Genomic DNA, 10972 nt, shown 5'->3' on the forward strand with positions numbered 1-10972 from the left:
CTACGGCATCGTGCTGCGCGACGCCCTGCGCACCGACGACGCCGACCCGGCCGGGATCTACTTCGGCAACCGGACCGGCGACGTGTACGGCAGCCCGGTCTGCGCGCGCTGCGGGCCCTGACCGCCGGGGACCGCGACGCCTTCGACGCCGCCCTCCTCGCGCTCCTCCAGGACGGCCCGCACGGCACCGGCCCTGCGAGCCTCCTGCCGCTCGTCCCGATCGCCCTCGCCGCCCTCGCGTACCGCACCCACGGCTGGACTCCGGCGGTCGACACCGACTACCTCCCCCACGCCCTGGTCACCGGCTTCGAGACCCCCGGCCCGCGCGTGCGGGCACTGGGCCGCGACCCGCGCCCCGACGCCGTGGCCCGGCTCGCCGCCGGGCCCGTCGACCTCGACCGGCCGATCCCGCCCCGTCCGCTCAGCCCGGACAGCGCGGCACGGTTCGAGCGGCGCACCCTGGAGGCCATCACGCCGAAGGAGGGCGAGCCGCTGGACGCGTGGGAGCTCACGGGCGCCCTGCGCTACCAGAGTTACCTCCTGTCGGCGCGCGCCTCGCAGTCCGCCGACGCCACCGACGCCCTGCTCGCCAACCTGCGGCTCGGCTCCCAGCTGGGGGCCGCCGTGTTCCGGGTCGCCCTCGCCGAGCCGGGCACCGAGGCCGAGGTGACGATCGACGGGCGGCTGCTGCGCTTCCCCGCCCGCCGGGACAGGGACTTCGGCCCGGCCTTCTGGGAGACGGCCCTGTCCTTCGCCCTGATCACCGGCAGCCCCGAGGACCTCGAACCGCTCGTCCTGGCCGGCCCCACGATCGCCGCCGAGGACCGCTCCCCGTTCGCCCCGTACCGCACCGCCCTGCACGACCACCTGCGCGGAGCCGACCCGCTCCCGGCCACCGAACGCGCGCTGAAGGAGGTGGAGCGCACCCGGGACCAGGGCTTCCTCCCGCCCCCGGTCGTCCTCTTCTCCCAGCTGGTCCGGGGCGACGAGACCAGCTTCAACCTCGCCCTGCTGGACGCCCTGGAAGCCCACCGCGACCACCACTCCGTCGCCGACCGTGGCACCGAGCCCGATGCCGCACTCAGTCTCGACATCCTCGGCCTCGCCTGCCACGCCCGCCGCAGCCGCGGCTGGGCCGTTCACGTCCGGTCGCCCTACCTCCCGCCGCGCCTGCTCCAGGCCGCCGGGCTGGACGGAGGAGGTGGTCGGGAGCCGGAGGCCGCACACTGATCGCTTGTTGGTTTGGACCCGCCCTCGGCGGTGCGCTCCCCACTTGGTGCCAGGCGGGGTTGTTCGACAGGATGTTCCGGTGGCGAACCTGACCCGGATCCTGACGATGACCCGCACCAACTTCCGCGCGGCCGACCCGGTCGAGCGGTGGACCGCGCGCGCGGCCTGGGTCGTGCTGACCGCGACGGCCTGGCTGGCGGTGATGTTCACGACCGTTTTCGGAGCCGAGGTCGCCGGGGCTCCCACGGGCGTCGTGACGTGGCTGGCGATCGTTCTCTCGCCGGCGGTCCCCCTCGTCTCGTGGATCGCCGTCACCTCCGAACCCGGCGGGCGCCCCGGCGCGCCCGCCCTGACCGTCGTCCTCCTGCTGGCGGCCGTCCTGCTCATCGTCGCGTTCATCTGAGCCGACGACGCCAGGAATCCTGCCGGGCCGGCGTGTTCGACAAGCTGACGATCCAGCACCCGGCCGGGGCATACCTCTTTCGGCGTCGGCGTGTAGCACTTCACTGAGATCTGTACTCGTTCGAGTGACTCTCGTCATGCTCAGGGCAGTGCTACGAGAAGATCAACTCACTGACGACGCATGCAAAGGAGCTCCCATGCCGACACTGCAGGTCCAGCTTGTCGCGGCCAGCGGGAACGCGGGTGACTACATCCTGACCTTCATCCCGTACCAGCTCGAACCGGTCGAGGTCGAGAACGGCCGCGGGTACGCGGAGATCGAGTTGCCGCTCAAGGGAACCGATGAAGTGGTGGCTCAGATCGCCGTGCGGAGGACCGCGTATCCCGGCAACACCGTCGCGCAGGGGTCCGTCCGCCTGCACTGGACCGACGCCTCGCAGACCACGATCGCGACCCGCCAGACGGACGGCTCCCTCTACGACTGCAAGATCACGGAGGACGGCGGGGCCAAGCTCACCATCACCCTGGTATGAGACACCCCTCCGTGGCCGTACAGTTCGGCCCTACGACGCCTTCGCCGCCTGCGCGGCGGAGGCGTCGCCGGCTCTGTTCATGAGAGCCGGTTCCGGTGCCCGATCAGCGGGCCGGTGTCCGCCGAGACGGGTCCAGGGAGATCGGGACGGAGAGCCTGACGTTGTGCTCACGGACCTGCGTCGGTTCCCCCTCAGCTGCGGCGCTCACCACGCCTCCTTTTGTGACCGGCCCTGTTCCTGCCCGGAAATGGTCTTATCCAGGTGAGCGAGACGTCTGAGGTCCCGTTCCAGGCGGATCGGTGGGGCGAACCTCGAACCGTCGGCGACGATCCCGGCCAGGTGCCCGGCCTCCTCTCGGAGGACAACGACCTTTCAGGCACCGCTCGGTGGCTCGGCGACCACCGAAAAAACCGGTGGGGCCAGGGGGCTGTCCGCCGACACACTGAGGCGGTCGTCCCGTCGCCGGAGGAGATGCGCCCGTGGAGGATCCACCGTTCACCGCGCTGGTGACCGCACCCGGGGACGGGGAGCGAAAGCCCTGCGGGCCGTCAGGGCGGTGACCGGGCTGAGCCTGTGGCACAGCAAACTGCTCCTGGGCAGTGCCCCTGCGGTGGTTCTGGAGGATTTCCCGTTCGACATGGCCGTCGCGGCGGCCCGGCGGCTGCGGGAGGCCGGCGTCCCTGCGGCCATCCGCTGCACCTGGTGCGACAGGACAGTGTCCGGCGACGAGACGCCGCTCGACCCGGGCCCCTGTGCGGCCCGCTTCTGGCCGCCCGCCCATTGCCGGGCGAACTCCCTCACCAGCTGTGATTGCGAGTTCTGCTCGACCTACGGGCGTATCCCCCTCACCCTCTGAACCCCCTCGCGCTCCCGGGGCAAGCGGCAGAGGGCGCGCACGGATGAGCCAGGGCCGTCCCGCAGGCGGCCAACCGCGGTGGGCCGGGCCGCCGGGGTCGGTGAGGGCGCCGTGGATGCCGGCGGCGGGGTACGGGATCAGGTCGCTTCTCGCCGGGTCGAGTTTTCCGCTGGGGGGGCGTCGACAGGCGCGGCACCCGTACGCACGGTCGGTTGGTCAGCTGAGGTCGAACTGCCAGTACGCGGTGTCGCGGAACCCGGGCGACTTCGGGGCGACCTCCACCGTCACCGGGCCACCCGCCCTGTCGGGCTTCACCCGTACCGGCACGGTGCGCTTCTGCTCCGTGCCGAGGGGCGGCGTGAGGGCGGTGACGGACACGGCCCGGTCCAGGAAGGTCACGCCGGGAGCCGGGACGGGAGCGGGGCCGGGCCCGGCGCTGGAGGCGGGGGTGGGGGACGGGGTGCCGGAGTCGAGGGCTTTCCCCGAGCGGACCACGACGGGGGCGGAACCACCGGTTGTGCCGAGGCCGGTGTCGGGGGACGTCCCGCCCGGGCGCAGTTCCTCGCCCGTGCCGTTGTCGTAGGTGATCGTGAAGCTGAAGCTGTTGTCGGGCTCCCGGCGGGGCGGGCTCACGGTGATCCTCAGACCGTCGTCGTAGCGGGCGGTCCCACCGGCGTGCAAGGGCTCGACCACGGTTCCGGGGCCTTTGACGTACCCGTGCTGGGTCAGGGAGTCCTCGAACTTGGCCAACGCCACGGCTCCCAGGACGACCAGGGCGGTGAGGACGGCCAGCCCGATCCCGCAGCCGGTGGCCCAGCGCGGGCTGTCGGAGGGCTGGGGGTGGGCGGGAGCCGCGTTCGTGTCCATGCGGATCACCGTAGGAAGCGGCCGCCCGGAGCGCATGAGCGGGCGTACTCAACAGCCGCCTGAGTAGCGCCGGGGCGCTGCTGGCGGGGCGTCCATGCTCTGGCTGAGCCATCCCCGCGAGCGCAGGGCCGACTCCTCGGCGAACAAGAACCGCTTGGCGTTATGGGAGCAATCCCCGCGAGCGCGGGGCCGACCGCCGAGCTGCTCGTCGCTCATCTCGGCCGGCGGAGCAATCCCCGCGAGCGCGGGGCCGACCGCGGTCGCCCGCCACAGCCTCACCCCCTCACCGAGCAATCCCCGCGAGCGCGGGGCCGACAGTAAGAAGCAACTCCGCGACACCGACGCCGAGGAGCAATCCCCGCGAGCGCGGGGCCGACTCCTTGAGCCAGGAACCCATGCTGCTGATGCCGGAGCAATCCCCGCGAGCGCGGGGCCGACTGGTCGCTGCCGCTGCGGCCGTAGACGACCTGGGAGCAATCCCCGCGAGCGCGGGGCCGACACTTCCTGACCTGCGGCGATTGGGCTCAGAGTGTGCCAATCCATTCAGTTCGAATCCGGAGCCCGCATTGCGAGATCGACGCCCCAGGAACCACCTCCCCCAGCTGCGCCCTGGCGAGCCGATTCTGAGCCTTCGACATCATCGTACGGGGCTGTTGGCCGGTGAGGACGGTCCCCCGTATCGCGGGCGCGAGGCGGTCCGCGGCCACCGCCCGGCTCGACGTCGACCTGCCGCTGCAGCCCGCCTCCGCCACCGGCGACGCGGGCATGAACGCAGGCGTGTTCGCGAGCGTCGAGCACTGGATACTGCCCCTGGACTCGGGCGGCGGGGACATGGCAGTCCTGCGGCTGGAGGCCCCGCTGCCCGGCGGCCTGCTGACCCACCAGGCGTGTACCGCGAACTGGGCGGCGTCAGCGGCGCGTTGAGCGCCCACGCCGACCAGGTGCGGGACGAGCAGCTGCGGACCTCGGACGAAACGATCGCCCGTCGGCTGTTCACCCGGCTGATCCGCGTCCCGACGGGCTCCCCGGCCGCGACCTGCCGAACGGCCCTGCACGTCGAACGGCCCTGCGCGTCGAACGGGGCGAGGAGGAATACCGTCTTCGTCGGGCTCTCCTCTGGCCCCGGCGGCGCCCTGACCCTGGGCCCGCAGGGGTGGCAGAGCGAACTCCGCCGCATCATCGGCTACCCGGACCTTCACCGACGACGAACGGGCCTGCCTCCCCACCCGCCCCCGGCGGGCCCGCGCCGCTCGCGGCGCCCGACAGGCCCACCGGCGGGTGAGGCCGACCGGCAGCCGGCTCAGTAGCCGACGGTGAACCGGCGCTGGACGAAGCGGGGCAGCTCCGCCTCGTCCACCAGGGCGACCGCGGCGTCCTCGGCCGAGATCCGGCTCAGGCCGTCGGCGTCCAGTACGGGCTGGTCGCCGCCGACGCGGAAGCGGCCGGTGCGCTCGCCGGGGGCGATCTGCTCGGCGGGGCTGAAGTAGGTCCAGAGCCGGTTCGAGGTGCGCAGGACGTTCAGCGCCTCCCGGTGGCCGCGGACGGCGGCAGCGTACTCGCGGGGCAGGCCGAGTTCGTCGAGCGACGCGTGGATGAGGTCCTCGTGGTCGGCGCGGACGACGCCCGGCTCGATCTCCAGGCTGCCGGCGCCGCCGATGACGATCAGCCGGGTGCGGGGGTGGCTTTCCAGGGCCTTGAGCAGGGCCCGGGCGGCAGCCGCGTAGACGGTCGGGTCCGCGATCGAGCGCTGGACGGTGTCGGCGAAGTCCTTCGCCGCGTTCCCTGGCTGGAAGCCGCTGATCAGGACGTCCAGGCCGGGCAGGACGGCGGCGATGCTCGCGGCGTCCAGGACGTCGACGCTCGCCCAGTCGAGGTTTTCCCGCTGGTCGGTGATCGTGGAGGCGTCCCGGCTGAACGCCGTGACGCGGTGTCCGCGCTGGAGGGCCTCGGTGACGACCCGGCTGCCGATGGTGCCGGTGGCTCCGATGACGCCGATGTGCATGGTTCTCCCCTTTGTTCATGCCGTGGTCGTGCTGGATGCACGGCACGAGGCCGGACGACCTCACGCCGTGCGAAAACTATACGGCGTGAAGTTTCTGAACGGCAATCAGTACAGTGACGCTGTAGAGTGAGTCCGTGACAGGCACCCGAAGCACCGGACGACGCGAGCGGCTGCGGATCGAGACGACCGCCGAGATCAAGCGCACCGCGCTGGAGTTGATGGGCTCGGGCGGCCCCGACGCGATCACCCTCCGGGCGATCGCCCGCGAGATGGGCATGACCGCCAACGCCATCTACGGGTACTTCGCCACCCGCGACGACCTGGTCACCGCCCTCATCTCGGACGTCTACACCGCGCTCGCCGACGCCGTCGACGCAGCCTGGGCCGCCTCCGCGCAGGATGCCCCGGCGGAGCGGATACAGGCCTGGGCGCGCGCCTTCCGGAACTGGGCGCTGGCCAACCCCGAGGGCTTCCGGCTGATCTACGGCGACCCCGTCCCCGGCTACCAGGCCCCGGCCGGCGGCGCCGCGCCGGACGCCGCCCGGCGGGTCTGCGTCGGCATCGCCGCGCTGGCGGACGCGGCCTGGGGCGGCGCCGAACAGGCCTACGGGGACGCCGACTTCGGCTGGGACGACTTCGACCCCGGCCTGCTCGACAAGGTCCGCCCGGCGTTCCCCGCGCTACCGCCGGCCGGGGTGGCCCTGGCGCTGCGGATCTGGGGGCACCTGCACGGCCTGGTCACGCTGGAGGTCTACGGCCACCTGCGCGCCCAAACGCTCTCGCCGGACAAGCTCTTCCACGCCGAACTCACCCATCTGGTCCGATCGTTGGGCCTCGCCCCCGGCGCTCCACGGTAACCTCGCGAGCTCGCGCCGGAGCCGGAGCCAAAGCCAGAGCCGGGTGGGAACGGCGGCGGCCGCCGCGTGACCATCCGGGCCGTCGCCCCCTCACCACGCGACCGGCAGGACGAGGGGGCGGGTGAACAGGTTGTCCTCGTCCCAGGGGAGTTCGTCCGCGTCGATCGCGAGGATGAGTTTCGGGAACCGGGTGAAGAGCGCCTCGAAAGCGATCCGCAGGTGCGCCCGGGCCAGGGAGGCGCCCAGGCAGAAGTGCGGGCCGGCGCCGAAGGTCCTCGATCCGTCCGTACGACGGTGGATGTTGAACCGGTGGGGGTGCTTGTAGTGGCCCGGGTCCCAGGTCGCCGCGATCATCGGCGTGACCACCGACTCCCCCGCGCGGATCAGCACGCCGCGGATCTCGGTGTCCTCCAACGCGACGCGCGGGTTGGACAGGTAGCCGTTGTGGTGGAACCGCAGGATCTCCTCCACGGCGGCGGGCCACAGCCGCGGGTCGTCGAGGACGCTCTGCAGGTCCTCGGGGTGCCTGAGCAGGGTGACGATGCCCGTGGACGCCGAGGAGACGAGCGGTTCGATCCCGGTGACGAGCAGGTAGCTGACGGTTCCGTGCAGCTCGTCGGAGGTGATCTCGTCGGCCTGGTGGGCCGCGATCAGAGCGCCGACCGGTTCGGTCGGGTCGGGGGCGGACCACTTGTCCGCGACGATCTCGGCGGCCAGCGCGCCGATCTGCTCGGTGGCGGCCGCGACGTCCGTCCGGTCCGCGTTCTGGCTGGTCTGCTCACGGAAGCAGCCGTGCAGCGCCTCGCGCCGGTCCGCCGGGATGCGGAGCAGGCCGCAGCTGACCCGCAGGGCGAGGGGCGCCGTGTAGGCGCCGACCAGGTCCACGGGGTTGCTTCCCTCGGCCATCGCCGTCAGCAGGTCCTCGGCGTGCGCCGCGATGGCGGCGGAGTGCCGTTCGGCGGATCGCCGGTTGAACAGGGGGTTGAGGATCTGCCGCACCCGGGTGTGCCGGGGCGCGTCCAGGTTGAAGATGCCCCCGGGCACGGAGTTGAAGTCCTCACCGATCAGTCGCGGCGCGCCCGGGTAGACCAGGTTCCTGGAGAAGCGCGGGTCGGTCAGGACTCCGGTGATGTCGTCGTGCCGGGTCAGCAGCCAGGTGGTCTGCCCACTGGGCATGCGCAGCGGGCAGACCGGGCGCTCCCGCCGCAGCGTGGCGTACAGCGGAGGCGGGGTCCCGTGCTCCCCCGCGGGCAGCGGCCACTGGAGGATGTCGGTGTCCGACGGGGTCACGACCGGGCTCCTCTGGTACGGGCGTTCAGCGGCGCGGCCGGTTCGACGGCCGATGCGGCGGCCGGCTCAACAACGCGTGCGACGGCCGGCCCGACAGCCGATGAGACGGTCGGCTCGACAGCTGATGCGACGGCCGGCTCCACGGCCAGGGCGATGGTGGCGAAGCCGTGGCCCGGCGCCGGGGCCAGGGCCGGGACCTCGTCGTTCCACAGGGCGAGCTGCAAAGGCCAGGGACGGTTGTAGAGGAGGAGGGCGGTCCGGGTCCCCGTGATGCCGGGCAGGTCCAGGACCAGCGGGAGTTCGGCGAGGACGTAGCCGAGGTTGAGTTCGATCTGCGCCGGGGTCGGCTCACCGCCGAGGACCGTCCTGAGGTAGCAGCGGGACGTTTCCCGGCACAGCTCCCGTAACCGGCCGTCCGAGCGGAAGACCTCGTCGACCTGAGCGCGCAGCTCGCGGTAGCGCTTCCGGTTGACGAGCCGGGTCCAGCTGTTGACCCGGTCGTGCGGGTTCGGTCCGGAGGCGTCGAGGGCGCGCCGTGCCGCCGCGCGCATCCTGCACACGGCCCGGGTCGCGCTCTGCGCGGCCTCCCGGGGTGCCCGCCCGCAGGCGATGAGGCCGAAGGCCGTCTCGTAGCCGGGCAGGACGGCTTCGACGTGCCGAAACCTTCCGGCGGCCCAGGCCAGCAGGGTCTCGACGGTCGCGGGCCGGTAGAACCCGTTGAACGGGCTCAGTCCGAACACGGCGGCCTCACCGCTGTCGAGGATCTCCCGCGACTGCTCGTTGAGGGGGTGCACCGTGACGGCTTCCGCCGGGACCGCGGTCACAGGCTCCGCCGCCAGTACGCGCCGCAGACGTCGATCCGTCGGATCGGGTCGTCGATCCGCTGCTCCTCACGGAAGTCGTGCACCGCGGCCCGGCACGCCGGGATGACGTAGTCGTCGATGATCACGAACCCTCCGGTGGACAGCATGGGGTACAGGTGGGTCAGGGCGTCCCAGGTGGATTCGTAGAGGTCTCCGTCGAGCCGGAGCAGCGCCAGCTTCTCGACCGGCGCCTGGGGCAGGCTGTCCCGGAACCGGCCCGGGAGGAAGGTGACCTGGTCGTCCAGCAGCCCGTAGCGGCGGAAGTTCTCCGCCACCTCCTCCTGGGGTACGCCGAGTACCCCGTTGGCCTGGTGCAGGGCCAGTTCGCGGTCCAGGGGGTGCCCGTCCGCGCCCACCTCGGGGATGCCGGTGAAGGAGTCGGCCACCCACACGCGGCGGTCGGTGATGCCGTGCGCCTTCAGGAAGGCGCGCATGAAGATGCAGGCCCCGCCGCGCCAGACGCCGGTCTCGATGAGGTCGCCGTCGACGCCGTCCGCGACGACCCGCTCCAGGCAGTCGTGCAGGTTGTCCAGCCGCTCCATTCCGATCATCGTGTGGGCGGCGGCGGGCCAGTCCAGCCCTCCGTGCCGCTCCTCGGGCCGATAGCCGGTCGGTCCGTCCGGGGTGAGCCCGCCGTCCTGGTAGATGACATTGGTCAGGACCTTCTTCAGGAGGTCCAGGTAGAGGTGCCCGTCACTGTCGCTGTCGTCCACTGGTGTCTCCCTGGCAGGTCGGTCTCGGTCCGGCTCGGTCCGGCTCGGTCTGGCTCGGTCTGGATTGATTCGGTTCGGATCGGTTCGGATCGGTCCGGAGGGCTTGGCGGACGTCACGCCGGTGGACTGGAACACCCGCGGTCGAGGAAGGCGGGGGCGCCCTCCTCGGAGTTGACGCCCTTCTCGATGAAGGCGAGGTTGTGGTAGACGGTCAGGGCCACGGCGTGGCGGTCGGCGTAGGACGGCCGGGGCGCTGCCGCCGGTGGCGCCCACTCCTGGTGGTGCAGGCCGTCGATGAGCTGCTTGAGCAGGCCGACCGAGGTCTCGGGGCCGGCGACCGGGCCGGCGGTGCCGCCGTAGCCGGGCCAGTAGGCGGTCTGGAGGTCCTCGACGACGTACAGCCCACCCGGCCGTACGTGCGGGAACAGGGCGGTGAAGGAGGCCCGGACATGGGCGTTGAGGTGGCTGCCGTCGTCGATGACGATGTCGAACGGCCCGAACCGGCGGCCGAGGTCGTCCAGGAGAACGGGGTCGCCCTGGTCCCCGACGGCGGTGGCGATGCGGGGGCCCCGGACGCCGGGTTTGGGGACGATGTCGAGGCCGAGGACCAGTGCCGCCGGGAAGTAGCGCTGCCACATGCGCAGTGACGCGCCGCCCTGGTCGGGCGCGTCGTAACCGCCGATCCCGATCTCCAGCAGGCGGATCGGCGCGTGCCGGAAGCGGGCGAAGTGCCGCTCGTAGTGCGGGGTGTACCAGTGGAGGTCGGCCCACTTGTCCGAGCCGAACCGGGTCGAGAGCCCGCCGAGGTCGACCGGGTGCCGTTGGCAGGCGGCCACGACCGCCTGGACCGCGACCGCCAGCCGCCGGCGTTCGCGGACGATCGCGTCGAGTCGGCCGGGGTCCGGGCCGGACGCGTTCAGCTCGGCGCAGGTGGTCACCCGCCGACTGGTCAGGCGATCGGTGCCGGGGCCGGGACCGTAGAGGCTGCGCAGGAGGTCGACGGCGTCATGGGTGATCCGCACCGGTGCCCGCTGCCACCCGTCCCGCTGCGAGCTCAGCCCGTCGCGGTCGACGGTGACGAGGCGGCAGGCCCGTTCACCGCCCGACGTGATCTCGAAGGAGAGGTGCGCGGCGTGCTCCGCGGGCACCGGATCGCAACGCGCCGCCAGTTCCTCGACGACGACCTCCGCGACCCGGTCGAGCCCGAGGTCTGCGACGGCCCGCGCCAGCCGGTGTTCGTCGGCTGCCGCGCTCAGCAGCGGCTCGACCCGGCGCTGGGGGCCGCCCAGGTCCGCCGGTACTACCAGCTGGTCGACGCCGGTGACGTGCCCGCGCTGGTCGCCCTGTTCACCCCGGACG

Annotated in this window: 14 protein-coding genes, 1 pseudogene and 1 CRISPR repeat array; of the genes and pseudogenes, 9 read left to right on the forward strand and 6 right to left on the reverse strand. The window is 72.4% G+C overall.

Going from position 1 to position 10972, the window contains the following annotated elements:
* Positions 1 to 117 precede the first annotated feature (117 nt).
* From ABZW03_RS28155 to ABZW03_RS28175, 5 genes and pseudogenes are all read left to right on the forward strand, one after another.
* Positions 118 to 237 (forward strand): annotated as a pseudogene (locus tag ABZW03_RS28155) (hypothetical protein); the annotation flags it as partial.
* Positions 238 to 327: 90 nt separating this feature from the next.
* A complete protein-coding gene (locus ABZW03_RS28160) occupies positions 328 to 1230 on the forward strand; it encodes an immunity 49 family protein (RefSeq protein ID WP_355264061.1) in 903 nt (300 codons plus the stop codon).
* A gap of 79 nt (positions 1231 to 1309) precedes the next feature.
* A complete protein-coding gene (locus ABZW03_RS28165; RefSeq protein ID WP_355264031.1) occupies positions 1310 to 1633 on the forward strand; it encodes a hypothetical protein in 324 nt (107 codons plus the stop codon).
* Between the two features lie 196 nt (positions 1634 to 1829).
* Complete coding sequence (locus ABZW03_RS28170; RefSeq protein ID WP_355264034.1) at positions 1830 to 2165, forward strand: hypothetical protein; 336 nt, start codon at positions 1830 to 1832, stop codon at positions 2163 to 2165.
* Positions 2166 to 2721: 556 nt separating this feature from the next.
* On the forward strand, positions 2722 to 3021 hold the full coding sequence (locus ABZW03_RS28175) for a hypothetical protein (RefSeq protein WP_355264037.1): 300 nt from the start codon (positions 2722 to 2724) through the stop codon (positions 3019 to 3021).
* A 216-nt stretch (positions 3022 to 3237) separates the two neighbouring features.
* Here ABZW03_RS28175 and ABZW03_RS28180 read toward each other — a convergent pair whose 3' ends face one another.
* The gene (locus ABZW03_RS28180; RefSeq protein WP_355264040.1) at positions 3238 to 3888 is read right to left on the reverse strand and encodes a hypothetical protein; all 651 of its coding nucleotides are present in this window, start codon (positions 3886 to 3888) and stop codon (positions 3238 to 3240) included.
* Between the two features lie 105 nt (positions 3889 to 3993).
* Positions 3994 to 4387: direct repeats of the CRISPR family, unit length 28 nt; unit sequence GAGCAATCCCCGCGAGCGCGGGGCCGAC.
* A 161-nt stretch (positions 4388 to 4548) separates the two neighbouring features.
* Between ABZW03_RS28180 and ABZW03_RS28185 the strand changes: the two genes are divergently transcribed.
* Positions 4549 to 4812: a hypothetical protein gene (locus tag ABZW03_RS28185; protein WP_355264043.1), complete on the forward strand. Its 264-nt coding sequence runs from the start codon at positions 4549 to 4551 to the stop codon at positions 4810 to 4812.
* A gap of 17 nt (positions 4813 to 4829) precedes the next feature.
* A complete protein-coding gene (locus tag ABZW03_RS28190; protein ID WP_355264064.1) occupies positions 4830 to 5195 on the forward strand; it encodes a hypothetical protein in 366 nt (121 codons plus the stop codon).
* On the opposite strand, the gene ABZW03_RS28195 is transcribed toward ABZW03_RS28190, so the two are convergent.
* Positions 5189 to 5890 (reverse strand): NAD(P)H-binding protein, encoded by a 702-nt coding sequence (locus ABZW03_RS28195; protein ID WP_355264046.1) that lies wholly within the window; start codon positions 5888 to 5890, stop codon positions 5189 to 5191. The genes ABZW03_RS28190 and ABZW03_RS28195 overlap by 7 nt on opposite strands.
* Positions 5891 to 6024: 134 nt before the next feature.
* Between ABZW03_RS28195 and ABZW03_RS28200 the strand changes: the two genes are divergently transcribed.
* On the forward strand, positions 6025 to 6747 hold the full coding sequence (locus ABZW03_RS28200) for a TetR/AcrR family transcriptional regulator (RefSeq protein ID WP_355264049.1): 723 nt from the start codon (positions 6025 to 6027) through the stop codon (positions 6745 to 6747).
* A 90-nt stretch (positions 6748 to 6837) separates the two neighbouring features.
* Here the strand turns inward: ABZW03_RS28200 and ABZW03_RS28205 are convergent, their stop codons facing one another.
* The 4 genes from ABZW03_RS28205 to ABZW03_RS28220 form a co-directional block, all read right to left on the reverse strand.
* Positions 6838 to 8037, reverse strand: a complete 1200-nt coding sequence (locus ABZW03_RS28205) for a cytochrome P450 (protein ID WP_355264052.1) — start codon at positions 8035 to 8037, stop codon at positions 6838 to 6840.
* A complete protein-coding gene (locus tag ABZW03_RS28210; RefSeq protein WP_355264055.1) occupies positions 8034 to 8831 on the reverse strand; it encodes a tRNA-dependent cyclodipeptide synthase in 798 nt (265 codons plus the stop codon). The genes ABZW03_RS28205 and ABZW03_RS28210 overlap by 4 nt, the downstream gene beginning before the upstream one ends.
* Positions 8832 to 8857: 26 nt before the next feature.
* Positions 8858 to 9613: a TylF/MycF family methyltransferase gene (locus ABZW03_RS28215; RefSeq protein ID WP_355264058.1), complete on the reverse strand. Its 756-nt coding sequence runs from the start codon at positions 9611 to 9613 to the stop codon at positions 8858 to 8860.
* Between the two features lie 113 nt (positions 9614 to 9726).
* Entirely contained in the window at positions 9727 to 10842 is a 1116-nt protein-coding gene (locus ABZW03_RS28220) for a hypothetical protein (RefSeq protein ID WP_355264067.1), read from the reverse strand.
* On the opposite strand from ABZW03_RS28220, the gene ABZW03_RS28225 reads away from it, so the two are divergent.
* Positions 10747 to 10972 (forward strand): nuclear transport factor 2 family protein (locus ABZW03_RS28225; RefSeq protein WP_355264070.1); only part of this gene is annotated, 226 nt, incomplete at its 3' end. The two genes, ABZW03_RS28220 and ABZW03_RS28225, sit on opposite strands and share 96 nt — an antisense overlap.

Origin of the sequence: Kitasatospora sp. NPDC004799 (assembly GCF_040609095.1) — a bacterium.
In the GTDB taxonomy this organism is placed as follows: Bacteria; Actinomycetota; Actinomycetes; order Streptomycetales; family Streptomycetaceae; genus Kitasatospora.

What these genes read in the sequence shown, in the direction of transcription:
- ABZW03_RS28170 (WP_355264034.1), top strand. Translation starts at nt 1,830, where the DNA reads ATGCCGACACTGCAGGTCCAGCTTGTCGCGGCCAGCGGGAACGCGGGT.
- ABZW03_RS28180 (WP_355264040.1), bottom strand. Translation starts at nt 3,888, where the DNA reads ATGGACACGAACGCGGCTCCCGCCCACCCCCAGCCCTCCGACAGCCCG.
- ABZW03_RS28195 (WP_355264046.1), bottom strand. Translation starts at nt 5,890, where the DNA reads ATGCACATCGGCGTCATCGGAGCCACCGGCACCATCGGCAGCCGGGTC.